The organism is Escherichia sp. WS1118, from assembly GCF_046487695.1.
In the GTDB taxonomy this organism is placed as follows: Bacteria; Pseudomonadota; Gammaproteobacteria; order Enterobacterales; family Enterobacteriaceae; genus Escherichia; species Escherichia coli.
Genome location: NZ_JBJQIZ010000007.1, coordinates 1 through 23800 on the forward strand (window position 1 = coordinate 1; position 23800 = coordinate 23800).

The following is a 23800-nucleotide window of genomic DNA, read 5'->3' on the forward strand; positions in this document are numbered from 1 at the left end:
GAAAAAGATTAATCCAGTGTGAGAGGCTGGTGTGAGAAAGTTGAAAGAGTTTTGCCGTAGAAATGATGCCTGCATGACCAGCCAGGTAATGATTTACAGCGGCAAGTTTTATTTCAAATGAATGTTTCATAAACTGCACCTTCAGATGTCAGATTATGTCCAACATTTGGGGTGCAGTTCATATCGCGTCTTATCAGGCCTACAGGTAACGCGTAGGTCGGATAAGGCGTTTACGCCGCATCCGACAAACAATGCCAGAGCAGATTACCCCGCCTTAACCGCTTTACCCTTCAACAACTTCCGCACCCATAACCGATTCGGGTTTAACGCCGCCAGCGTGCTGACATCCATCGGAATCGGTTCTTCACTCATCTGTGCCGCCAGAATCTCGGCACACAGCGGGGCAGAACACAAACCGCGCGAACCTAAAGCAGCAAACATAAAGAGATCGTCATAAACCGGCGCGCTTACCGCTTCATCTTTCTTCTCCGCCAGCGACGCATATTCCACGAGTGTAGCGTCATAATCAGGCACGTTGCCTACCATTGGCAGATGATCGCGAGTGGCACAACGCACACCGCAGCGCGCCTCTTTACCACTGACATCAACCTCTTTTGCCCATTGCGCGTGTGGGAAACAATCAATCAACCGCTGGCGATTCTGCTGCTGATCTTCATCACTGTACGCCGTCTCTTCGCTGCCGCGATGATAACTGGCACCAATACAATGGTGCTGATTCGCCGGATTTTGTGGCGTGAGATAACCGTCATAGCACAGCACCTGCTTCAGCTCCGCCAGTTCCGGCGTTGTCGGAATATGGCTGACTTGACCGGCCACCGAATATACTGGCAGAGATGACGTTTGGCTGAAACGGCTGATTTGATGCCCGTTCGCCAGTACCACTACACTGTGTGTTGCTTGCTGATCTCCTGCAAAATTCAACAACCAACCGTCATCCTTACGGGATAAATCCTGTAACTGATGTTGATAACGAATCTGCAAACCTTTCTGTTCCGCCAGTTCCAGCACATTACGGGTCAGTTCTGCCGGACACAGCCAGCCACCTTGCGGATAAGTAATGCCGCTGCAATTTGTTGCAACGCCCGTAATTTGTTCAACCGCATTTGCCTCAACGGCTACAGCCAGTTCTGCGGGTAAATCCATCGACAACATCTGTGCGATTTTATGCTGGCTTTTCTCATCCCAGCCTAACTGCGTGACGCCGCACCAGTCATGATCAAATTTAACGGGCAATAAATCGTAAAACCGACGAGCAAAAGTAAACGCATTAGAGAAAAAACGGTTTAGCGCTTCATCGTGTTTACTTAAAAGCGGATACAGCGCCCCCTGGCGATTGCCGGAAGCACCCAGTGCGGGAGCCTCATCCGCGCAATAAAGCGTTACCTGCCAGCCGCGACGCAATAGCGCCAGTGACAACAACGCGCTGGCAATACCGCCTCCAATAATTGCCGCTTCCTGTTTGTTGCTGCCCGTACGGTTAAACCACGGCGTGGAGCAGGGGAGGGGTAATGTCTGTTCCATCACCCCACAAAGCATTTCCCGTTTGCGCCCAAAGCCCTTACGTTTTTGCATAGTGAATCCGGCTTCCTGCAAACCGCGGCGGACAAAACCGGCAGACGTAAAGGTCGCCAGCGTGCTGCCCGGACGCGCCAGTCGGGCCATGGCGTTAAACAGATTTTGCGTCCACATATCCGGGTTTTTCGCTGGCGCAAAGCCGTCCAGAAACCAGGCATCTACTTTTTGATTTAGCGAATCGTCCAGTTTGCTGGTCAGTTCATTAATATCGCCAAACCATAAATCCAGCGTCACGCGGCCTTCATCGAGCAATAAACGATGGCAACCGGGCAAGGGCAAAGGCCATTGCGCCTGAAGCTGTTCCGCCCACGGGGCCAGCTCCGGCCAGTGTTGATGCGCCAGCGCTAAATCCGCACGGGTGAGGGGAAATTTCTCAAAACTAATGAAATGTAAGCGTTGTAATTGCGCTTGCGGATGTGCTTCGCGAAACTGATCAAATGCCTGCCATAGCGTCAGGAAGTTTAATCCGGTGCCGAAGCCGCTCTCTGCTACCACAAACAGAGGATGTGGATGTTCAGGAAAACGTGCCTCTAGATGGTTACCCCCGAGAAAAACATAACGCGTCTCTTCCAGTCCGTTATCGTTGGAAAAATAGACATCGTCAAAATCTCGGGAAACAGGTGTACCCTCAGCATTAAATTCGAGGTTGGCAGGTTGTATGGAGTAGTGTTTCACGTAAGTTACTCGTCTTACAGGCGGTGGCTCGATCTTAGCGATGTGTGTCAGGCTGCGCAAATTTCTCTATTAATTGGCTGATCGGACTTGTTCGGCGTACAAGTGTACGCTATTGTGCATTCGAAACTTACTCTATGTGCGACTTACAGAGGTATTGAATGAAACGTGCAGTGATTACTGGCCTGGGCATTGTTTCCAGCATCGGTAATAACCAGCAGGAAGTCCTGGCATCTCTGCGTGAAGGACGTTCAGGGATCACTTTCTCTCAGGAGCTGAAGGATTCCGGCATGCGTAGCCACGTCTGGGGCAACGTAAAACTGGATACCACTGGCCTCATTGACCGCAAAGTTGTGCGCTTTATGAGCGACGCATCCATTTATGCATTCCTTTCTATGGAGCAGGCAATTGCAGATGCTGGCCTCTCCCCGGAAGCTTACCAGAATAACCCGCGCGTTGGCCTGATTGCAGGTTCCGGCGGCGGCTCCCCGCGTTTCCAGGTTTTCGGCGCTGACGCAATGCGCGGCCCGCGCGGCCTGAAAGCGGTTGGCCCGTATGTGGTCACCAAAGCGATGGCATCCGGCGTTTCTGCCTGCCTCGCCACGCCGTTTAAAATTCACGGCGTTAACTACTCCATCAGCTCCGCGTGTGCGACTTCCGCACACTGTATCGGTAACGCAGTAGAGCAGATCCAACTGGGCAAACAGGACATCGTGTTTGCTGGCGGCGGCGAAGAGCTGTGCTGGGAAATGGCTTGCGAATTCGACGCGATGGGTGCGCTGTCTACTAAATACAACGACACCCCGGAAAAAGCCTCCCGTACTTACGACGCTCACCGTGACGGTTTCGTTATCGCTGGCGGTGGCGGTATGGTAGTGGTTGAAGAGCTGGAACACGCGCTGGCGCGTGGTGCTCACATCTATGCTGAAATCGTTGGCTACGGCGCAACCTCTGATGGCGCAGACATGGTTGCTCCGTCTGGCGAAGGTGCAGTGCGCTGCATGAAGATGGCGATGCACGGTGTTGATACCCCAATCGACTACCTGAACTCTCATGGTACTTCGACTCCGGTTGGCGACGTGAAAGAACTGGCAGCTATCCGTGAAGTGTTCGGCGATAAGAGCCCGGCGATTTCTGCAACCAAAGCAATGACCGGTCACTCACTGGGCGCTGCTGGCGTACAGGAAGCTATCTACTCTCTGCTGATGCTGGAACACGGTTTTATCGCCCCGAGCATCAACATTGAAGAGCTGGACGAGCAGGCTGCGGGTCTGAACATCGTGACCGAAACGACCGATCGCGAACTGACCACAGTTATGTCTAACAGCTTCGGCTTCGGCGGCACTAACGCCACGCTGGTAATGCGCAAGCTGAAAGATTAATTCGGAGTAGGTCGGATAAGACGCGCCAGCGCCGCATCCGACGTTACGCGCCAATGCGGCCTCCGGCACTAACGCAAAAGGGAACCCGATGGTTCCCTTTTTCACATCATTGACAATCGCCGCCAGTTCCAGGCAAACTTCCCGCTTTGTCGATTTCCTTCAGAAAAGACGTACGCGTTAAATCCTGCCAACGCACCGTAACCCTGAAACCAGAGAGATGAGACGGGGATACTCCTCGCCTTGCGCTGCATTCTGGAGTAATGCATGACTGCTGTAAGCCAAACCGAAACACGATCTTCTGCCAATTTTTCGCTCTTCCGCATCGCTTTTGCGGTTTTTCTCACCTACATGACCGTAGGTTTACCGTTGCCGGTTATCCCGCTGTTTGTTCATCATGAACTGGGCTATGGCAACACTATGGTCGGCATTGCCGTCGGGATTCAGTTTCTGGCTACGGTGCTGACGCGTGGTTACGCCGGGCGACTGGCCGATCAATATGGCGCAAAACGTTCGGCGCTTCAGGGGATGTTAGCTTGTGGTCTGGCGGGGGGCGCGTTACTGCTGGCGGCGATTTTGCCCGTCCCCGCACCGTTCAAATTTGCTCTGTTGGTCGTCGGGCGTTTGATTCTTGGCTTTGGTGAAAGCCAGTTACTGACGGGCGCTCTGACTTGGGGATTAGGCATCGTTGGGCCAAAACATTCCGGCAAAGTGATGTCATGGAACGGAATGGCTATTTACGGTGCCCTCGCTGTTGGTGCGCCGCTTGGCCTGTTGATTCATAGCCATTACGGTTTTGCCGCATTGGCGCTCACCACAATGGCATTACCCTTATTGGCGTGGGCCTGTAACGGCACAGTGCGCAAAGTACCGGCCCTGGCGGGGGAACGTCCATCGCTGTGGAGCGTTGTCGGGCTTATCTGGAAACCAGGGTTAGGTCTGGCACTACAAGGCGTTGGTTTTGCGGTTATCGGGACTTTCGTTTCGCTCTACTTTGCCAGCAAAGGATGGGCGATGGCGGGCTTTACTCTTACCGCGTTTGGCGGCGCATTTGTCGTGATGCGCGTCATGTTTGGCTGGATGCCGGACCGTTTTGGCGGCGTGAAAGTGGCGATCGTCTCTCTGCTTGTAGAAACCGTGGGCTTGTTGCTGCTCTGGCAAGCACCAGGGGCGTGGGTCGCATTAGCGGGCGCGGCGTTAACTGGAGCCGGATGTTCGCTTATCTTTCCTGCGCTGGGCGTGGAGGTGGTTAAACGCGTCCCCTCACAAGTTCGCGGCACCGCACTGGGTGGTTACGCCGCGTTTCAGGATATCGCCCTCGGCGTCTCCGGGCCGCTTGCGGGAATGCTGGCGACCACGTTTGGTTACTCTTCGGTATTTCTTGCCGGGGCGATCTCTGCGGTGCTGGGAATTATTGTCACGATACTGTCGTTTCGTCGGGGTTAACGAACCAGCCAGACCAGCATCAGGATAATCGCGACTAACAGTATCCACAGCGCGGGACGCGTTGCCATATTTTGCAACGTGTCCATCATCGGTGGAAAAGGATTAAGCAGCGGTTGCATATCACGCGGTTCAATCCCTTTAACCCGCCGTTGATAAAGCTGGTTAAGAATATCCTCGGCCTGGGAAGAAGAAAGCGATGATTGCGCAGAAAGGCCATATTTTTGTTGGATATATGTCGATAACGCCGCCAGTTCACTGGCATCTAAAGGTTGTTTTAGCGCCATCTGTAGTGATTCCAGTGTCGGCGTATTTTGCTGGCTTAGCGTCTGACGCGCCTGTAGCCAGGTCACCAGATGGTTAAACAGTTTCGCTGGAATTAACTCGCCATCTTTCACCCCGGAAAGTTCCAGCATCGATTGCCAGATCTGTTTGCTGGGTTCCCCCGTTGCTGCCGCAAGTTTGGTCACCAGCTGTTTGAGCGCATTGTGCTCCGCCGGTAATAAAGGACGGTCGGTCGCCTCGCGCTGCTGTGGTTGCGGAATAACCATCTTCCCTTCCTGCAACAGGGTGAGAATGGTTTTTAATTGCTCCGGTGAGAGCTGATTCAGCGGCGTCTGACCAAAGTTATGACGGATATAATCCGTGACCGCCTGACGATTATTCCCCAGACGTAAATACTCCCCTAATTGCGCTAAAAGCTGGCGGGCAGAATGGCTTTTCTGCGCGGCCAACAGACGTTGCGCCAGATTATGCTCAGCGGCAGGGAAGTGACGCGAAAGCAGCGGTGAATCTCCCGACAGACCAATATCGTGCCTGATACCCGCCCACAGTTCTGCTCTTTGTTGTTGCGTCAGTGAGGTCACTTTCGTCATTAAGCTTTCCAGCGAAGTACGTTGCTGACTGGATAAAGGCTGATTGCCCGCGCCAGACGGCAGGTTATCTCCCTGACCTGGTGGTTGCCCAGGAGGAGGGCCGGAAATAGGTTGTATCATTACGTATCCTTATACCTGAAATCTTCGCAAGTATGCCTGGCCGCGAGATTATGGCACACTTGTCTGGTTAACTCTCGTCTCATACAGGTAACACAAACGTGAAAATCCTTGTTGATGAAAATATGCCTTATGCCCGCGACTTATTTAGCCGTTTGGGTGAGGTGACCGCGGTTCCCGGGCGTCCAATTCCCGTCGCTCAACTGGCAGACGCGGATGCGCTTATGGTGCGTTCGGTCACGAAAGTGAATGAATCTTTGCTGGCAGGAAAACCCATTAAATTTGTTGGCACTGCCACCGCGGGGACCGACCATGTCGATGAAGCATGGTTAAAGCAGGCGGGAATTGGTTTTTCCGCTGCACCTGGCTGTAATGCGATTGCGGTAGTGGAATATGTTTTCTCCTCCCTGCTGATGCTTGCCGAACGCGATGGATTTTCACTGCACGAGCGTACCGTGGGGATCGTTGGCGTTGGTAACGTTGGTCGTCGTTTACAGGCGCGACTGGAAGCTTTAGGGATCAAAACCTTACTTTGCGATCCGCCCCGCGCCGACCGTGGGGATGAGGGTGATTTCCGCTCGCTGGATGAGTTAGTCCAGCATGCGGATATTCTGACTTTCCATACGCCACTCTTTAAAGATGGTCCGTACAAAACGCTGCATCTGGCGGATGAAAAACTGATCCGCAGCCTGAAACCGGGAGCGATCCTGATTAACGCCTGCCGTGGCGCAGTCGTCGATAATACCGCCCTGCTGACCTGCCTGAGCGAAGGCCAGAAGTTAAGCGTAGTGCTGGATGTCTGGGAAGGCGAACCGGAACTTAACGTGGAATTGCTGAAAAAAGTGGATATCGGCACGCCGCATATCGCAGGCTATACCCTGGAAGGTAAAGCACGCGGTACTACGCAAGTGTTTGAAGCTTATAGCAAGTTTATTGGGCATGAACAGCACGTTGCGCTGGATACATTACTGCCCGCGCCAGAGTTTGGTCGCATTACGCTGCATGGCCCGCTCGATCAACCGACGCTGAAAAGGCTGGTGCATTTGGTGTATGATGTGCGCCGCGATGACGCACCGCTGCGTAAAGTCGCCGGGATACCGGGTGAGTTCGATAAACTGCGCAAAAACTATCTTGAGCGCCGTGAATGGTCATCTCTGTATGTGATTTGTGATGACGCCAGTGCGGCATCATTGCTGTGTAAACTGGGTTTTAACGCCGTTCATCATCCGGCACGTTAATCTCTTCTTCATGCTCTCTGCTGTAACATTGGCAGGGAGCTTTGCTATTTCTGGAGTAAACCACCATGTCTGAAGGCTGGAACATTGCCGTCCTGGGCGCAACTGGCGCTGTGGGCGAAGCCCTGCTTGAAACGCTGGCTGAACGTCAGTTCCCGGTTGGGGAAATTTATGCACTGGCACGTAACGAAAGCGCAGGAGAACAACTGCGCTTTGGTGGTAAGACAATCACCGTGCAGGATGCCGCTGAATTCGACTGGACGCAGGCGCAGCTGGCGTTTTTTGTCGCAGGCAAAGAAGCTACCGCTACCTGGGTTGAAGAAGCAACCAACTCAGGTTGTCTGGTGATCGACAGCAGCGGATTGTTTGCTCTCGAACCCGACGTACCGCTGGTGGTGCCGGAAGTAAACCCGTTTGTACTGACCGATTACCGCAACCGGAATGTCATCGCCGTACCAGACAGTCTGACCAGCCAGCTGCTGGCGGCACTGAAACCGCTAATTGATCAGGGCGGTTTATCACGTATCAGCGTTACCAGCCTGATTTCAGCCTCCGCCCAGGGTAAAAAAGCGGTCGATGCGTTAGCGGGGCAGAGTGCTAAATTACTCAATGGCATTCCGATTGACGAAGAAGATTTCTTCGGGCGTCAGCTGGCGTTCAACATGCTGCCGTTACTGCCGGATAGCGAAGGTAGCGTGCGTGAAGAACGTCGTATCGTTGACGAAGTACGCAAAATCCTGCAGGACGAAGGGCTGATGATTTCGGCAAGCGTCGTCCAGGCACCGGTATTCTACGGTCATGCCCAGATGGTCAACTTTGAAGCACTGCGTCCGCTGGCGGCAGAAGAAGCGCGTGATGCGTTTGCTCAGGGCGAAGATATTGTGCTCTCTGAAGAGAACGAATTCCCGACTCAGGTAGGGGATGCTTCTGGTACGCCGCATCTTTCTGTTGGCTGCGTACGTAATGACTACGGTATGCCGGAGCAAGTCCAGTTCTGGTCGGTGGCCGATAACGTTCGCTTTGGCGGCGCGCTGATGGCAGTAAAAATCGCCGAGAAACTGGTGCAGGAGTATCTGTACTAATGTCCGACCAGCAACAACCGCCAGTTTATAAAATTGCGCTGGGCATTGAGTACGACGGCAGTAGGTATTACGGCTGGCAACGGCAGAATGAAGTACGCAGTGTGCAGGAGAAGCTGGAAAAGGCGCTCTCCCAGGTGGCGAACGAACCCATCACCGTCTTCTGCGCCGGGCGTACTGACGCCGGTGTACACGGTACCGGGCAGGTGGTGCATTTCGAAACGACCGCGCAGCGCAAAGACGCTGCGTGGACGTTAGGCGTAAATGCGAATTTACCTGGTGACATCGCTGTGCGTTGGGTTAAAGCTGTACCTGATGATTTTCATGCCCGATTTAGCGCCACGGCTCGCCGTTATCGCTACATCATCTACAATCATCGGCTGCGCCCGGCGGTATTGAGTAAAGGGGTAACCCATTTTTACGAACCGCTGGACGCTGAACGGATGCATCGGGCTGCGCAATGCTTGCTGGGCGAGAATGATTTCACCTCGTTCCGTGCGGTGCAGTGCCAGTCCCGGACCCCGTGGCGCAACGTTATGCATATTAATGTCACGCGTCACGGTCCTTATGTGGTGGTAGATATCAAAGCGAATGCCTTTGTACATCATATGGTCAGGAATATTGTCGGCAGCCTGATGGAAGTCGGTGCCCACAACCAGCCGGAGAGCTGGATAGCAGAGTTGCTGGCGGCAAAGGACAGAACGCTGGCGGCAGCAACGGCAAAAGCGGAAGGGCTATATCTGGTCGCGGTGGATTACCCTGACCGATATGATCTTCCAAAACCGCCAATGGGCCCGCTATTTCTGGCGGACTAACGAGAATAATGCTCGGAACATTTCAGGCTGTAGCCAACGTAGTTACAGCCTGATAGATGACGAGTACAAGGCATAGGCAAATATGGACCTGATTTATTTCCTCATCGATTTTATCCTGCACATTGACGTGCATCTGGCAGAGCTGGTCGCGGAGTACGGCGTCTGGGTTTATGCCATTTTGTTCTTAATTTTGTTCTGTGAAACCGGTCTGGTGGTAACGCCGTTTTTACCGGGTGATTCATTGCTGTTTGTTGCCGGAGCGTTGGCATCACTGGAGACCAACGATCTCAACGTCCATATGATGGTGGTGCTGATGCTGATCGCCGCGATTGTGGGTGACGCGGTCAATTACACTATCGGGCGGTTGTTCGGTGAAAAGTTATTCAGTAATCCCAATTCGAAAATTTTCCGTCGCAGTTATCTCGACAAAACCCATCAGTTTTATGAGAAACATGGCGGCAAAACGATTATTCTCGCCCGTTTTGTGCCGATCGTCAGAACGTTCGCCCCGTTTGTTGCGGGAATGGGCCACATGTCGTACCGTCATTTCGCCGCTTATAACGTGATTGGCGCACTGTTGTGGGTACTGCTTTTTACCTACGCAGGCTATTTCTTCGGCACGCTCCCCTTCATTCAGAGCAACCTTAAACTGATGATTGTTGGCATTATTTTTGTTTCAATATTGCCAGGTGTTTTCGAATTTATTCGCCACAAACGCGCAGCGGCACGCGCCGCAAAATAAAAAGTAACTCTGCGGTTCGACCACTTTTTTATCCAAAGTTTCGGGCTGTTATGTTTTAATGTGCAACATTCATGGTCTGTTGGGGGCAAAAATGGCATTATGCGTCCCCAAAGATAAAACTGGCATCGAACCAGGTTCAGACAGAAAGGTCCCTAATGAGCTGGATTGAACGAATTAAAAGCAACATTACTCCCACCCGCAAGGCGAGCATTCCTGAAGGGGTGTGGACTAAGTGTGATAGCTGCGGTCAGGTTTTATACCGCGCTGAGCTGGAACGTAATCTTGAGGTCTGTCCGAAGTGTGACCATCACATGCGTATGACAGCGCGTAATCGCCTGCATAGCCTGTTAGATGAAGGAAGCCTTGTGGAGCTGGGTAGCGAGCTTGAGCCGAAAGATGTGCTGAAGTTTCGTGACTCCAAGAAGTATAAAGACCGTCTGGCATCTGCGCAGAAAGAAACCGGCGAAAAAGATGCGCTGGTGGTGATGAAAGGCACTCTGTATGGAATGCCGGTTGTCGCTGCGGCATTCGAGTTCGCCTTTATGGGCGGTTCCATGGGATCTGTGGTAGGTGCGCGTTTCGTGCGTGCCGTTGAGCAGGCGCTGGAAGATAACTGCCCACTGATCTGCTTCTCCGCCTCTGGTGGCGCACGTATGCAGGAAGCACTGATGTCGCTGATGCAGATGGCGAAAACCTCTGCGGCACTGGCAAAAATGCAGGAGCGCGGCTTGCCGTACATCTCCGTGCTGACCGACCCGACCATGGGCGGTGTTTCTGCAAGTTTCGCCATGCTGGGCGATCTCAACATCGCTGAACCGAAAGCGTTAATTGGCTTTGCCGGTCCGCGAGTTATCGAACAGACCGTTCGCGAAAAACTGCCGCCAGGATTCCAGCGCAGTGAATTCCTGATCGAGAAGGGCGCGATCGACATGATCGTCCGTCGTCCGGAAATGCGCCTGAAACTGGCGAGCATTCTGGCGAAGTTGATGAATCTGCCAGCGCCGAATCCTGAAGCGCCGCGTGAAGGCGTAGTGGTGCCACCGGTACCGGATCAGGAACCTGAGGCCTGATAACTGATAAGGGCAGGGCCACTGGCTCTGCCCTTTTGCTATTCTCACCGTAACGAATCAGCGGATACCATGATTATCAAACGCACTCCTCAAGCCGCGTCGCCTCTGGCTTCGTGGCTTTCTTATCTGGAAAACCTGCACAGTAAAACTATCGATCTCGGCCTTGAGCGCGTGAGCCAGGTCGCGGCGCGTCTTGGCGTTCTGAAACCAGCGCCATTTGTGTTTACCGTTGCGGGTACTAATGGCAAAGGCACCACCTGCCGTACGCTGGAGTCGATTCTGATGGCGGCAGGGTACAAAGTGGGCGTCTACAGTTCGCCGCATCTGGTGCGTTATACCGAGCGCGTACGTGTGCAGGGTCAGGAATTGCCGGAATCGGCCCACACCGCTTCTTTTGCGGAGATTGAATCGGCACGCGGTGATATTTCCCTGACCTATTTCGAGTACGGTACGCTCTCGGCGTTGTGGCTGTTCAAGCAGGCACAACTTGACGTAGTGATTCTGGAAGTAGGGCTGGGCGGTCGTCTGGACGCAACCAATATTGTCGATGCCGATGTCGCGGTAGTAACCAGTATTGCGCTGGATCATACCGACTGGCTGGGGCCAGATCGTGAAAGCATTGGTCGCGAGAAAGCAGGTATCTTTCGCAGCGAAAAACCGGCAATTGTCGGTGAGCCGGAGATGCCTTCTACCATTGCTGATGTGGCGCAGGAAAAAGGTGCACTGCTACAACGTCGGGGCGTTGAGTGGAACTATTCCGTCACCGATCATGACTGGACGTTTAGCGATGCTCACGGCACGCTGGAAAATCTGCCGTTGCCGCTTGTCCCGCAACCGAATGCCGCAACGGCGCTGGCGGCACTGCGTGCCAGCGGGCTGGAGGTCAGTGAAAATGCCATTCGCGACGGGATTGCCAGCGCAATTTTGCCGGGACGTTTCCAGATTGTGAGCGAGTCGCCACGCGTTATTTTTGATGTCGCGCATAATCCACATGCGGCGGAATATCTCACCGGGCGTATGAAAGCGCTACCGAAAAACGGGCGCGTGCTGGCGGTTATCGGTATGCTACATGATAAAGATATTGCCGGAACTCTGGCCTGGTTGAAAAGCGTGGTTGATGACTGGTATTGTGCGCCACTGGAAGGGCCGCGCGGTGCCACGGCAGAACAACTGCTTGAGCATTTGGGTAACGGCAAATCATTTGATAGCGTTGCGCAGGCATGGGATGCCGCAATGGCGGACGCTAAAGCGGAAGACACCGTGCTGGTGTGTGGTTCGTTCCACACGGTCGCACATGTCATGGAAGTGATTGACGCGAGGAGAAGCGGTGGCAAGTAAGTTTCAGAATCGGTTAGTGGGCACGATCGTGCTGGTAGCGCTGGGGGTGATTGTACTTCCAGGGCTGCTGGACGGGCAGAAAAAACATTATCAGGATGAGTTCGCGGCTATCCCGCTGGTGCCAAAAGCGGGCGATCGCGATGAACCTGATATGATGCCAGCCGCCACCCAGGCGTTGCCGACGCAGCCGCCGGAAGGCGCAGCGGAAGAGGTGCGGGCAGGTGATGCCGCAGCACCGTCGCTCGATCCGGCCACTATTGCAGCCAATAACACCGAGTTTGAACCGGAACCTGCACCGGTCGTCCCACCGAAGCCGAAACCAGTGGAGCCGCCTAAGCCGAAGGTTGAAGCACCACCTGCGCCGAAGCCGGTCGTGGAAGAAAAAGCAGCGCCAACGGGTAAAGCCTATGTTGTGCAACTGGGCGCGCTGAAAAATGCCGATAAAGTGAATGAGATTGTCGGTAAGCTGCGCGGTGCCGGTTATCGGGTTTATACGTCGCCATCCACGCCAGTGCAGGGTAAAATTACCCGTATTCTGGTTGGGCCGGATGCTTCCAAAGAGAAGCTGAAAGGATCGCTGGGTGAGCTCAAGCAGCTTTCTGGCTTAAGTGGCGTGGTAATGGGCTATACACCGAATTAATACGGTCTTGCCTGATGCGACGCTGGCGCATCTTATCAGGCCTGTGCAGGGGTAGAACCGTAGGTCGGATAAGGCGTTCACGCCGCATCCGACAGCCGTTGCCTGATGCGACGCCAGCGCGTCTTATCAGGCCTACGCAGGGGTAGAACAGTAGGTCGGATAAGGCGTTCACGCCGCATCCGACAGCCGTTGCCTGATGCGACGCCAGCGCGTCTTATCAGGCCTACGCAGGAGTAGAACAGTAGGTCGGATAAGGCGTTCACGCTGCATCCGACAGCCGTTGCCTGATGTGACGCCAGCGCGTCTTATCAGGCCTGTGCTGGAGCAGAACTGTAGGTCGGATAAGGCGTTCATGCGGCATCCGACACGCATTGCCCGATGCCGCAAAGGCATAAAAAGTCGATGGCGTTGAATATTTTTTCAGCGCCATTTTTATTGATGCGCGGGAAGGAAATCCCTACGCAAACGTTTTCTTTTTCTGTTAGAATGCGCCCCGAACAGGATGACAGGGCGTAAAATCGTGGGACACATATGGTCTGGATTGATTACGCCATAATCGCGGTGATTGCTTTTTCCTCTCTGGTTAGCCTGATCCGCGGCTTTGTTCGTGAAGCGTTATCGCTGGTGACATGGGGTTGTGCTTTCTTTGTTGCCAGTCATTACTACACTTACCTGTCAGTCTGGTTTACGGGCTTTGAAGACGAACTGGTTCGAAATGGGATTGCCATCGCGGTACTGTTTATCGCTACCCTGATCGTTGGTGCTATCGTGAACTTCGTGATAGGCCAGTTGGTGGAGAAAACGGGGTTGTCAGGCACCGATCGGGTGTTGGGCGTCTGTTTCGGTGCGTTGCGCGGTGTGTTGATTGTTGCTGCCATTCTCTTCTTTCTCGACTCCTTTACCGGGGTGTCGAAAAGCGAAGACTGGAGCAAATCACAGCTGATCCCGCAGTTCAGTTTTATCATCAGATGGTTTTTTGATTATCTGCAAAGCTCGTCAAGTTTCTTGCCCAGAGCGTAAGTGCTCTGAGATGTGGCTTAACGAGGAAAAAGACGTATGTGCGGTATTGTCGGTATCGCCGGTGTTATGCCGGTTAACCAGTCGATTTATGATGCCTTAACGGTGCTTCAGCATCGCGGTCAGGATGCCGCCGGCATCATCACCATAGATGCCAATAACTGCTTCCGTTTGCGTAAAGCGAACGGGCTGGTGAGCGATGTATTTGAAGCTCGCCATATGCAGCGTTTGCAGGGCAATATGGGCATTGGTCATGTGCGTTACCCTACGGCTGGCAGCTCCAGCGCCTCTGAAGCGCAGCCGTTTTACGTTAACTCTCCGTATGGCATTACGCTTGCCCACAACGGCAATCTGACCAACGCTCACGAGTTGCGTAAAAAACTGTTTGAAGAAAAACGCCGCCACATCAACACCACTTCCGACTCGGAAATTCTGCTTAATATCTTTGCCAGCGAACTGGACAACTTCCGCCACTACCCGCTGGAAGCCGACAACATTTTCGCCGCCATCGCTGCTACAAACCGCTTAATCCGCGGCGCGTATGCCTGTGTGGCGATGATTATCGGCCACGGTATGGTTGCTTTCCGCGATCCAAACGGGATTCGTCCGCTGGTACTGGGGAAACGTGATATTGACGAGAACCGTACAGAATATATGGTCGCTTCCGAAAGCGTTGCGCTCGATACGCTGGGCTTTGATTTCCTGCGTGACGTCGCGCCGGGCGAAGCGATTTACATCACTGAAGAAGGGCAGTTGTTTACCCGTCAATGTGCTGACAATCCGGTCAGCAATCCCTGCCTGTTTGAGTATGTATACTTTGCTCGCCCGGACTCGTTCATCGACAAAATTTCCGTTTACAGCGCGCGTGTGAATATGGGCACGAAACTGGGCGAGAAAATTGCCCGCGAATGGGAAGATCTGGATATCGACGTGGTGATCCCGATCCCGGAAACCTCGTGTGATATCGCGCTGGAAATTGCGCGTATTCTGGGCAAACCGTACCGCCAGGGCTTCGTTAAAAACCGCTATGTTGGCCGCACCTTCATCATGCCGGGCCAGCAACTGCGTCGTAAGTCCGTGCGCCGTAAACTGAACGCCAACCGCGCCGAGTTCCGCGATAAAAACGTCCTGCTGGTCGACGACTCCATCGTCCGTGGCACCACTTCTGAGCAGATTATCGAGATGGCACGCGAAGCCGGCGCGAAGAAAGTGTACCTCGCCTCGGCGGCACCGGAAATTCGCTTCCCGAACGTTTACGGTATCGATATGCCGAGCGCTACGGAACTGATCGCTCACGGTCGCGAAGTAGATGAAATTCGCCAGATCATCGGTGCTGACGGGTTGATTTTCCAGGATCTGAACGATCTGATCGAAGCCGTTCGCGCTGAAAACCCGGATATCCAGCAGTTTGAATGCTCGGTGTTCAACGGCGTCTACGTCACCAAAGATGTTGATCAGGGCTACCTCGATTTCCTCGATACTTTACGTAATGACGACGCCAAAGCAGTGCAACGTCAGAACGAAGTGGAAAATCTCGAAATGCATAACGAAGGATGATGCCTTCGCTCAGGGTGCCGGTCTGGCACCCTGACTTGCAACTCCCGCCGAAATCCTGCAAAGTCTGCCTGCAAGTCTGACAGGGCAACTATTTATGAAACGACTTATTGTGGGCATCAGCGGTGCCAGCGGCGCGATTTATGGCGTGCGCTTATTACAGGTTCTGCGCGATGTCACAGATATCGAAACGCATCTGGTAATGAGCCAGGCGGCGCGCCAGACCTTATCCCTCGAAACGGATTTTTCCCTGCGCGAAGTGCAGGCGTTAGCCGATGTCACGCACGATGCGCGCGATATTGCCGCCAGCATCTCTTCCGGTTCTTTCCAGACGCTGGGGATGGTGATTTTACCCTGTTCAATCAAAACCCTTTCCGGCATTGTCCATAGCTATACTGATGGCTTACTGACCCGTGCGGCAGATGTTGTGCTGAAAGAGCGTCGCCCGTTGGTGCTCTGCGTGCGTGAAACACCATTGCACTTAGGCCATCTGCGTTTAATGACTCAGGCGGCAGAAATCGGTGCGGTGATTATGCCTCCCGTTCCGGCGTTTTATCATCGCCCACAATCCCTTGATGATGTGATAAATCAGACGGTTAATCGTGTTCTTGACCAGTTTGCGATAACCCTTCCTGAAGATCTCTTTGCCCGCTGGCAGGGCGCATAACTCCGCTGTTGCCCTGTTTCAGGGCAATTTTGCAACCGCGATCAAATCCTCGACATTTTGTTTCTGCCATTCAATCGAAACGCTGCGATTCAACCGCTATACCTGCTATCTTCAACTTCAGGACAATAATGCAACGTCTTATTAACATATTTAACGTTGAATGTTACTGTTGTCGTCAAGATGGCATAAGACCTGCATGAAAGAGCCTGCAAACACACAACACAATACACAACATAAAAAAGCCATTTTCACTTGAGGGTTATGTATGAAGAAGTCGATTCTCGCTCTGTCTTTGTTAGTCGGTCTCTCCGCAGCGGCTTCCAGCTATGCGGCGCTACCGGAGACGGTACGTATCGGAACCGATACCACCTACGCACCGTTCTCATCGAAAGATGCCAAAGGTGACTTTGTTGGCTTTGATATCGATCTCGGTAACGAGATGTGCAAACGGATGCAGGTGAAATGTACCTGGGTTGCCAGTGACTTTGACGCGCTGATCCCCTCACTGAAAGCGAAAAAAATCGACGCCATTATTTCGTCGCTCTCCATTACCGATAAACGTCAGCAGGAGATAGCCTTCTCTGACAAGCTGTACGCCGCAGATTCTCGTTTGATTGCCGCCAAAGGTTCACCGATTCAGCCTACGCTGGATTCACTGAAAGGTAAACATGTTGGTGTGCTGCAGGGATCAACCCAGGAAGCATACGCTAACGAGACCTGGCGTAGCAAAGGCGTGGATGTGGTGGCCTATGCCAACCAGGATTTAGTCTATTCCGATCTGGCTGCAGGACGTCTGGATGCTGCGTTACAAGATGAAGTTGCTGCCAGCGAAGGTTTCCTTAAGCAACCTGCCGGTAAAGATTTCGCCTTTGCAGGCCCATCAGTGAAAGACAAAAAATACTTCGGTGACGGCACCGGTGTAGGGCTGCGTAAAGATGATGCTGAACTGACGGCTGCGTTTAATAAGGCGCTTGGCGAGCTGCGTCAGGACGGTACCTACGACAAGATGGCGAAAAAGTATTTCGACTTTAATGTCTACGGTGACTGATACGTCGCAGGGAAGCTGTACCTGATGGAATGATCATCATGGTGCACGCCAGGTTTGTTGCACTATCGTGGTGCATTGAAATGCATACTTAAGCATTTTTAATGAAAAATAATACGTCTAGCGGGGCGGGATATTTTGCCTTGATGGTCAATTTTATGGCACGATAAGTGTAACAAACCTGTAAATATTCCCGATAAAAAGACTGTCAGTTGAGGACATTATGAAAAAACTGGTGCTATCGCTCTCTCTGGTTCTGGCCTTCTCCAGCGCAACTGCGGCATTTGCTGCGATTCCGCAAAACATCCGCATCGGTACCGATCCGACCTATGCGCCATTTGAATCAAAAAATTCACAAGGTGAACTGGTTGGCTTCGATATCGATCTGGCGAAGGAGTTGTGCAAACGCATCAATACGCAATGTACGTTTGTCGAAAACCCACTGGATGCGTTAATCCCGTCCTTAAAAGCGAAGAAGATTGACGCCATCATGTCATCGCTTTCCATTACGGAAAAACGTCAGCAAGAAATAGCCTTCACCGACAAACTGTACGCTGCCGATTCTCGTTTGGTGGTGGCGAAAAATTCCGACATTCAGCCGACAGTCGAATCGCTGAAAGGCAAACGGATAGGCGTATTGCAGGGCACCACCCAGGAGACGTTCGGTAACGAACACTGGGCACCAAAAGGCATTGAAATCGTTTCTTATCAGGGGCAGGACAATATTTATTCTGACCTGACTGCCGGACGTATTGATGCCGCGTTCCAGGATGAGGTCGCAGCCAGCGAAGGTTTCCTCAAACAACCCGTCGGTAAAGATTACAAATTCGGTGGCCCGTCTGTTAAAGATGAAAAACTGTTTGGCGTAGGGACCGGCATGGGCCTGCGTAAAGAAGATAACGAACTGCGCGAGGCACTGAACAAAGCCTTTGCCGAAATGCGCGCTGACGGTACTTACGAGAAATTAGCGAAAAAGTACTTCGATTTTGATGTTTATGGTGGTTAATCGCCATCGGTGAAAGAAAGCCCGCTCCCTTCGGGTATCCGGAGGGAGACAAGAGGCGGTAATTCACCACACACGACAGGACAGGCAGCATGTTGTATGGGTTTTCAGGTGTTATTTTACAGGGTGCGCTCGTCACGCTGGAGCTGGCTATCAGCTCTGTAGTGCTCGCTGTAATCATCGGTTTAATTGGCGCTGGCGGTAAGCTCTCACAAAATCGGCTTTCGGGCCTTATTTTCGAAGGGTACACCACGCTGATTCGAGGCGTGCCGGATTTAGTATTGATGCTGCTGATTTTCTACGGTTTGCAGATTGCGCTAAACACGGTGACGGAGGCGATGGGCGTCGGGCAGATTGATATTGATCCGATGGTCGCAGGTATTATCACTCTCGGTTTTATCTACGGTGCTTATTTTACCGAAACGTTTCGTGGCGCGTTTATGGCAGTGCCGAAAGGACATATAGAGGCGGCGACGGCGTTCGGTTTTACTCGTGGGCAAGTGTTTCGGCGGATCATGTTTCCGGCGATGATGCGTTACGCCCTGCCAGGCATTGGCAACAACTGGCAGGTGATCCTCAAATCTACCGCACTGGTTTCGTTACTCGGCCTGGAAGATGTGGTCAAAGCCACGCAGCTGGCAGGCAAAAGTACCTGGGAACCGTTCTATTTCGCTATCGTCTGCGGCGTGATTTATCTTGTTTTCACCACCGTTTCCAATGGTGTGCTGCTGTTCCTTGAGCGCCGCTACTCCGTGGGTGTGAAGAGGGCTGAGCTGTGATCGAAATCTTACATGAATACTGGAAACCACTGCTGTGGACTGACGGTTATCGCTTTACTGGCGTGGCGATCACCCTGTGGCTGCTGATTTTGTCGGTAGTGATAGGCGGAGTTCTGGCGCTGTTTCTGGCGATTGGTCGCGTCTCAAGTAATAAATACATCCAGTTTCCAATCTGGTTATTTACCTATATTTTTCGCGGTACGCCGCTGTATGTTCAGTTGCTGGTGTTCTATTCCGGCATGTACACGCTGGAGATTGTTAAGGGAACCGAGTTCCTTAACGCCTTTTTTCGCAGTGGTCTGAACTGTACCGTGCTGGCGCTGACGCTTAACACCTGCGCTTACACTACCGAGATTTTTGCCGGGGCAATCCGTTCAGTGCCGCATGGGGAAATTGAAGCCGCCAGAGCCTATGGCTTCTCGACCTTTAAAATGTATCGCTGCATTATTTTGCCTTCTGCGCTGCGTATTGCGTTACCGGCGTACAGCAACGAAGTGATCCTGATGCTGCACTCTACTGCGCTGGCATTTACTGCCACGGTGCCGGATCTGCTGAAAATTGCCCGCGATATTAACGCCGCCACATATCAACCTTTTACCGCTTTCGGCATTGCCGCGGTGCTCTATTTAATCATCTCTTATGTCCTGATCAGCCTCTTTCGTAGAGCTGAAAAACGCTGGTTGCAGCATGTGAAACCTTCTTCAACGCACTGAGAATACGATGTCCGAGAATAAATTAAACGTTATCGATTTGCACAAACGCTACGGCGAACACGAAGTGCTGAAAGGGGTCTCATTGCAAGCGAATGCCGGAGATGTCATAAGCATCATCGGATCGTCGGGATCGGGTAAAAGTACCTTTCTGCGCTGCATTAACTTCCTCGAAAAACCGAGCGAAGGATCGATCGTGGTCAATGGCCAGACGATCAATCTGGTGCGCGATAAAGACGGTCAACTCAAAGTCGCCGATAAAAATCAGCTGCGCTTATTGCGCACACGCCTGACGATGGTATTCCAGCACTTCAATCTCTGGAGCCATATGACGGTGCTGGAAAACGTCATGGAAGCGCCGATTCAGGTGTTGGGCCTGAGCAAGCAGGAAGCGCGCGAGCGGGCGGTGAAATATCTGGCAAAAGTCGGGATAGACGAACGTGCGCAGGGGAAATACCCGGTACACCTGTCCGGTGGTCAGCAACAGCGTGTTTCTATCGCGCGGGCGCTAGCGATGGAACCGGAAGTTTTACTGTTTGATGAACCTACTTCAGCGCTCGATCCTGAACTGGTAGGCGAAGTGTTGCGTATTATGCAGCAACTGGCAGAAGAGGGGAAAACCATGGTGGTAGTGACTCACGAAATGGGCTTTGCTCGTCATGTTTCTACTCACGTCATTTTCCTCCATCAGGGGAAAATAGAAGAAGAAGGGGCGCCGGAGCAGTTATTCGGTAACCCGCAAAGCCCTCGTCTGCAACAGTTCCTTAAAGGTTCGCTGAAATAATTTCCTCTCCGGTGGTTAACGCTGCCGGAGTATTTCATGGGGAATTTGCGAGTCCGCTTCCGCTGAAATGTAAAAGTTGCAGTCCGCTAAAAATAGTTCTGAATTCGCTGTCCAAAGATAAAAACTGCCTGCTGCATTGGGTGTAAATCGTGGTTATTGTCGCGTCATCTTAAATTTGAGGGGTGACGGAACGCCATGACAATATCGACAACTTCCACGCCGCATGATGCGGTATTTAAATCTTTTTTACGCCATCCAGACACCGCGCGGGATTTTATTGATATTCATCTTCCCGCGCCGCTGCGCAAACTGTGTGATTTAACAACGCTTAAACTGGAACCAAACAGTTTTATTGATGAAGACCTGCGGCAATATTATTCCGACCTCTTGTGGTCTGTGAAAACGCAGGAGGGAGCGGGTTATATTTATGTAGTGATAGAGCACCAAAGTAAGCCGGAAGAATTAATGGCTTTTCGCATGATGCGCTATTCCATTGCGGCGATGCAAAACCATCTTGATGCAGGCTATAAAGAGCTTCCATTGGTGATCCCGATGCTGTTTTATCATGGTTGCAGAAGTCCTTATCCTTATTCACTTTGCTGGCTTGATGAATTTGCCGAGCCTGCTATAGCCCGTAAAATTTATTCATCGGCTTTTCCGCTTGTGGATATTACCGTGGTGCCGGATGACGAGATTATGCAACATCGCAAAATGGCGCTGTTGGAGTTAATTCAGAAACATATTCGTCAGCGCGATCTGTTGGGATTAGTCGACCAAATTGTTTCGCTGCTAGTTACAGGAAACACTAATGACAGGCAGCTAAAAGCCCTGTTTAATTATGTATTACAAACGGGAGATGCCCAGCGTTTCCGTGCATTTATTGGTGAGATAGCGGAACGCGCACCACAAGAAAAGGAGAAACTGATGACTATTGCTGACAGATTACGTGAAGAAGGGCTGAATGATGGATTAATTCTGGGCAAACGCGAAGAAGCCCTGCGTATTGCTCAGGAGATGCTGGAGAGAGGTTTAGACCGAGAGTTAGTTCTGATGGTGACCCGACTTTCGCCAGACGATCTTATCGCGCAAAACCACTAATCCTGTAACACCGGGAATTAACTGGCGGATGTTTGCAGTAGACCACATCAGCGAACAACATCCGCCAGCGCCTCTTCTAAATCGTACCAGCGAAACGCAAAACCCGCTTCTTCCAGCCGTTTAGGCAAGGCGCGTTGACCGCCTAATACCAGTACTGAAGATTCGCCCATTAACAGCCGAATGGCGGTTGCAGGGACGCGCAAAATAGCCGGGCGATGCAGCGCATGACCGAGCGCATGGGCAAATTGTTCATTGCGTACCGGGTAGGGCGAAACCATATTAAATGGCCCGCGCAGCTCGTTATCCAGCAGCCAGAGAATACCGTTGACCATATCATCAATATGAATCCAGGCCAGATACTGCCGACCAGAGCCAATCGGCCCGCCCAGGCCAAAACGAAATGGCGGCAGCATTTTACCGAGGATACCACCGTCTGGTGCCAGCACTACGCCGGTACGCAGCAGGCACACTCGCGTTTTGTCACTTTGCGCCCGACAGGCAATCTCTTCCCAGCGGGCGCAGAGTTTATGGGTAAATTCGTTATGCGGCGGTTCCTCTTCGGTAACCACCACTTCACCTAAGTCGCCATAATAGCCCGTTGCCGAGCCGGAAATGAGTACCGACGGTGGCGTGTCGCTGGCATTAATCAAATCGACCAGTTTTTGCGTGATATTCCAGCGGCTTTGGCAGAGACGCTCTTTTTGCTCGTGAGTCCAGCGTTTATCAGCAATCGGTTCTCCGGCCAGGTTGATTACCGCATCAACGCCGTTGAGGTTGCTTTGTTCGGCAAGCCCTTGCCATAGTGTCACCCGAGGGCCGAGAACGGAACTGGCTTTCTGCGGGTTACGCGTCACTACCGTGATTTGATGGCCCAGGTCCAGCAAACGTGGAATCAAATGGCGACCAATTAATCCCGTCCCTCCGGTGATCACTATGTTCATGCAGCCTCCCGATATGGCGGTTAACGCTGCCAGCTTAAGGTCATGGATACCGAATCGGCGTAGCGCAGCGCGTGCAGTTTATCGATCTCCACTTCAGCATACGTCACCCAGTGATGTTCACGTGCGATATCGAGCACATCCTGAGTTAATTTTTCCAGCAAAGAGAAACGGTTATTCTCTACATGCTGAATAATGTTTTTCGTTACGGTGCGATAATTCAGCGCATCGTTGATATCTTCGCTAGTGCGCGCTTTATCGGCGGGGTAGTGGATCGTCACATTGATAACAATATCCTGACGGTTGTTAATTTCTTCTTCCTTAATTCCGATAAACGTACGTAAACGAAGGTTCTTTATACGAATAATAGCGGCAGGTTGTGCCATTGCAGGTTCTCCGTTGTTTTACTTAGAATGAAATAATACACGAGAACCTGTTTCTGTTAACTATCCGAGCGCTCATCACCGTGTTGTGCTTTTAGCAGTGCCTGCCCGGTGGCAGGGCGCGAACGGATCCGCTCATGCCAGTTCTTGACTGCCGGATACATTGCGAGGTCAATTCGCTGGCGAGTCCAGGCATTAACCCACGGCCAGCAGGCAATATCCGCAATGCTGTAGTTCCCGCCTCCCAGCCAGGGCGAATTTTCCAGCCGCTTGTTCAGTACATGGTACAGACGCTGAGTTTCAACCTGATAACGTTCAATAGCGTAAGGAATGGTTTGGGGGGCTGCGTGATTAAAATGATGATTTTGCCCAAGCATCGGCCCCAGTCCGCCTACCTGCCAGAATAACCACTGTAATGTGACGGCGCGTTCACGCGTTTCATGACTCAAAAAGAGTCCCGTTTTCTCAGCCAGATACAACAAAATGGCACCAGACTCAAAGAGGCTTAGCGGTTCGCCGCCATCGGCTGGAGAATGATCAACAATTGCCGGAATTTTGTTGTTAGGCAAAATGCGCAAAAATTCCGGGCGAAACTGACCTCCTTTCCCCAGGTCTACCTTTATCAAGCGATAATCCAGCCCTGCTTCTTCGAGAAACAGCGTAATTTTGTGACCATTGGGTGTCGGGGCGAAATAGAGATCGATCATTGCAGCTCCGGTTGTCTAATCATCTGAACACCACAAGTATAGAAAGCGCGGCGACTTGCGTGAGTATTCGTCACGTGACAGTGACAAAAAGGCTCTATAGTTTGATAGCAAGCC

23 protein-coding genes and 1 pseudogene are annotated in these 23800 nt (G+C 52.3%); 18 read left to right on the plus strand and 6 right to left on the minus strand.

The features are described 5' to 3' along the window. Together ACJHYO_RS13250 and mnmC are read right to left on the minus strand one after the other, a co-directional pair. Positions 1-130: pseudogene (locus tag ACJHYO_RS13250) on the minus strand (transposase); the annotation flags it as partial. A gap of 134 nt (positions 131-264) precedes the next feature. Next, on the minus strand, positions 265-2271 hold the full coding sequence (gene mnmC / locus ACJHYO_RS13255; protein ID WP_033555260.1) for a bifunctional tRNA (5-methylaminomethyl-2-thiouridine)(34)-methyltransferase MnmD/FAD-dependent 5-carboxymethylaminomethyl-2-thiouridine(34) oxidoreductase MnmC: 2007 nt from the start codon (positions 2269-2271) through the stop codon (positions 265-267). 158 nt (positions 2272-2429) lie between these two features. On the opposite strand from mnmC, the gene fabB reads away from it, so the two are divergent. Both fabB and ACJHYO_RS13265 read left to right on the plus strand, forming a co-directional pair. Continuing rightward, a complete protein-coding gene (fabB, locus tag ACJHYO_RS13260; protein ID WP_000817178.1) occupies positions 2430-3650 on the plus strand; it encodes a beta-ketoacyl-ACP synthase I in 1221 nt (406 codons plus the stop codon). A 264-nt stretch (positions 3651-3914) separates the two neighbouring features. Next, positions 3915-5093 (plus strand): MFS transporter, encoded by a 1179-nt coding sequence (locus ACJHYO_RS13265; RefSeq protein WP_021516322.1) that lies wholly within the window; start codon positions 3915-3917, stop codon positions 5091-5093. Here the strand turns inward: ACJHYO_RS13265 and flk are convergent. Further along, positions 5090-6085: a flagella biosynthesis regulator Flk gene (gene flk / locus ACJHYO_RS13270; RefSeq protein ID WP_000615818.1), complete on the minus strand. Its 996-nt coding sequence runs from the start codon at positions 6083-6085 to the stop codon at positions 5090-5092. The genes ACJHYO_RS13265 and flk overlap by 4 nt on opposite strands. Positions 6086-6183: 98 nt before the next feature. On the opposite strand from flk, the gene pdxB reads away from it, so the two are divergent. The 16 genes from pdxB (at position 6184) to rpnB (ending at position 21658) form a co-directional block, all read left to right on the plus strand. Continuing rightward, a complete protein-coding gene (pdxB, locus tag ACJHYO_RS13275; RefSeq protein WP_000699136.1) occupies positions 6184-7320 on the plus strand; it encodes a 4-phosphoerythronate dehydrogenase PdxB in 1137 nt (378 codons plus the stop codon). Positions 7321-7385: 65 nt separating this feature from the next. Continuing rightward, positions 7386-8399 (plus strand): aspartate-semialdehyde dehydrogenase, encoded by a 1014-nt coding sequence (locus ACJHYO_RS13280; protein WP_001289180.1) that lies wholly within the window; start codon positions 7386-7388, stop codon positions 8397-8399. Then, a complete protein-coding gene (truA, locus tag ACJHYO_RS13285; RefSeq protein WP_001283598.1) occupies positions 8399-9211 on the plus strand; it encodes a tRNA pseudouridine(38-40) synthase TruA in 813 nt (270 codons plus the stop codon). The genes ACJHYO_RS13280 and truA overlap by 1 nt, the downstream gene beginning before the upstream one ends. Before the next feature lie 82 nt (positions 9212-9293). Then, entirely contained in the window at positions 9294-9953 is a 660-nt protein-coding gene (locus ACJHYO_RS13290; RefSeq protein WP_000364337.1) for a DedA family protein, read from the plus strand. A gap of 155 nt (positions 9954-10108) precedes the next feature. Further along, positions 10109-11023: an acetyl-CoA carboxylase, carboxyltransferase subunit beta gene (gene accD, locus ACJHYO_RS13295; protein ID WP_000118404.1), complete on the plus strand. Its 915-nt coding sequence runs from the start codon at positions 10109-10111 to the stop codon at positions 11021-11023. Positions 11024-11092: 69 nt separating this feature from the next. Continuing rightward, positions 11093-12361: a bifunctional tetrahydrofolate synthase/dihydrofolate synthase gene (gene folC / locus ACJHYO_RS13300; RefSeq protein WP_000584582.1), complete on the plus strand. Its 1269-nt coding sequence runs from the start codon at positions 11093-11095 to the stop codon at positions 12359-12361. After that, positions 12351-13001 carry a cell division protein DedD gene (gene dedD / locus ACJHYO_RS13305; RefSeq protein WP_000157006.1) on the plus strand — a complete coding sequence of 217 codons (651 nt, stop codon included), beginning with the start codon at positions 12351-12353 and terminating at the stop codon, positions 12999-13001. Before folC ends, dedD begins: the two co-directional genes overlap by 11 nt. Positions 13002-13532: 531 nt before the next feature. Next, complete coding sequence (cvpA, locus tag ACJHYO_RS13310) at positions 13533-14021, plus strand: colicin V production protein (protein WP_000262113.1); 489 nt, start codon at positions 13533-13535, stop codon at positions 14019-14021. Between the two features lie 36 nt (positions 14022-14057). Beyond that, positions 14058-15575, plus strand: coding sequence for an amidophosphoribosyltransferase (gene purF, locus ACJHYO_RS13315; protein ID WP_000334221.1), 1518 nt, complete (start codon positions 14058-14060; stop codon positions 15573-15575). A 94-nt stretch (positions 15576-15669) separates the two neighbouring features. After that, positions 15670-16239 (plus strand): flavin prenyltransferase UbiX, encoded by a 570-nt coding sequence (gene ubiX / locus ACJHYO_RS13320; protein ID WP_000825700.1) that lies wholly within the window; start codon positions 15670-15672, stop codon positions 16237-16239. 265 nt (positions 16240-16504) lie between these two features. Further along, positions 16505-17287 (plus strand): lysine/arginine/ornithine ABC transporter substrate-binding protein ArgT, encoded by a 783-nt coding sequence (gene argT / locus ACJHYO_RS13325; protein ID WP_000748258.1) that lies wholly within the window; start codon positions 16505-16507, stop codon positions 17285-17287. Between the two features lie 220 nt (positions 17288-17507). Then, the gene (hisJ, locus tag ACJHYO_RS13330; protein WP_000737618.1) at positions 17508-18290 is read left to right on the plus strand and encodes a histidine ABC transporter substrate-binding protein HisJ; all 783 of its coding nucleotides are present in this window, start codon (positions 17508-17510) and stop codon (positions 18288-18290) included. Between the two features lie 89 nt (positions 18291-18379). Next, complete coding sequence (gene hisQ, locus ACJHYO_RS13335) at positions 18380-19066, plus strand: histidine ABC transporter permease HisQ (protein WP_024225221.1); 687 nt, start codon at positions 18380-18382, stop codon at positions 19064-19066. Continuing rightward, positions 19063-19779 (plus strand): ABC transporter permease, encoded by a 717-nt coding sequence (locus ACJHYO_RS13340; RefSeq protein WP_000569958.1) that lies wholly within the window; start codon positions 19063-19065, stop codon positions 19777-19779. The genes hisQ and ACJHYO_RS13340 overlap by 4 nt, the downstream gene beginning before the upstream one ends. Before the next feature lie 7 nt (positions 19780-19786). Then, positions 19787-20560 carry a histidine ABC transporter ATP-binding protein HisP gene (gene hisP / locus ACJHYO_RS13345; protein ID WP_001293612.1) on the plus strand — a complete coding sequence of 258 codons (774 nt, stop codon included), beginning with the start codon at positions 19787-19789 and terminating at the stop codon, positions 20558-20560. A gap of 195 nt (positions 20561-20755) precedes the next feature. Then, a complete protein-coding gene (gene rpnB, locus ACJHYO_RS13350) occupies positions 20756-21658 on the plus strand; it encodes a recombination-promoting nuclease RpnB (protein ID WP_085455455.1) in 903 nt (300 codons plus the stop codon). Between the two features lie 47 nt (positions 21659-21705). Here rpnB and ACJHYO_RS13355 read toward each other — a convergent pair whose 3' ends face one another. Genes ACJHYO_RS13355 through yfcG form a run of 3 tightly spaced genes read right to left on the minus strand, consistent with a single transcriptional unit; the run spans position 21706 to position 23686 of the window. Next, positions 21706-22599, minus strand: a complete 894-nt coding sequence (locus ACJHYO_RS13355; RefSeq protein ID WP_085455454.1) for a TIGR01777 family oxidoreductase — start codon at positions 22597-22599, stop codon at positions 21706-21708. A gap of 20 nt (positions 22600-22619) precedes the next feature. Beyond that, complete coding sequence (folX, locus tag ACJHYO_RS13360; protein WP_000068457.1) at positions 22620-22982, minus strand: dihydroneopterin triphosphate 2'-epimerase; 363 nt, start codon at positions 22980-22982, stop codon at positions 22620-22622. Positions 22983-23038: 56 nt separating this feature from the next. Further along, positions 23039-23686, minus strand: a complete 648-nt coding sequence (gene yfcG, locus ACJHYO_RS13365) for a GSH-dependent disulfide bond oxidoreductase (RefSeq protein WP_021541166.1) — start codon at positions 23684-23686, stop codon at positions 23039-23041. Positions 23687-23800 lie beyond the last annotated feature (114 nt).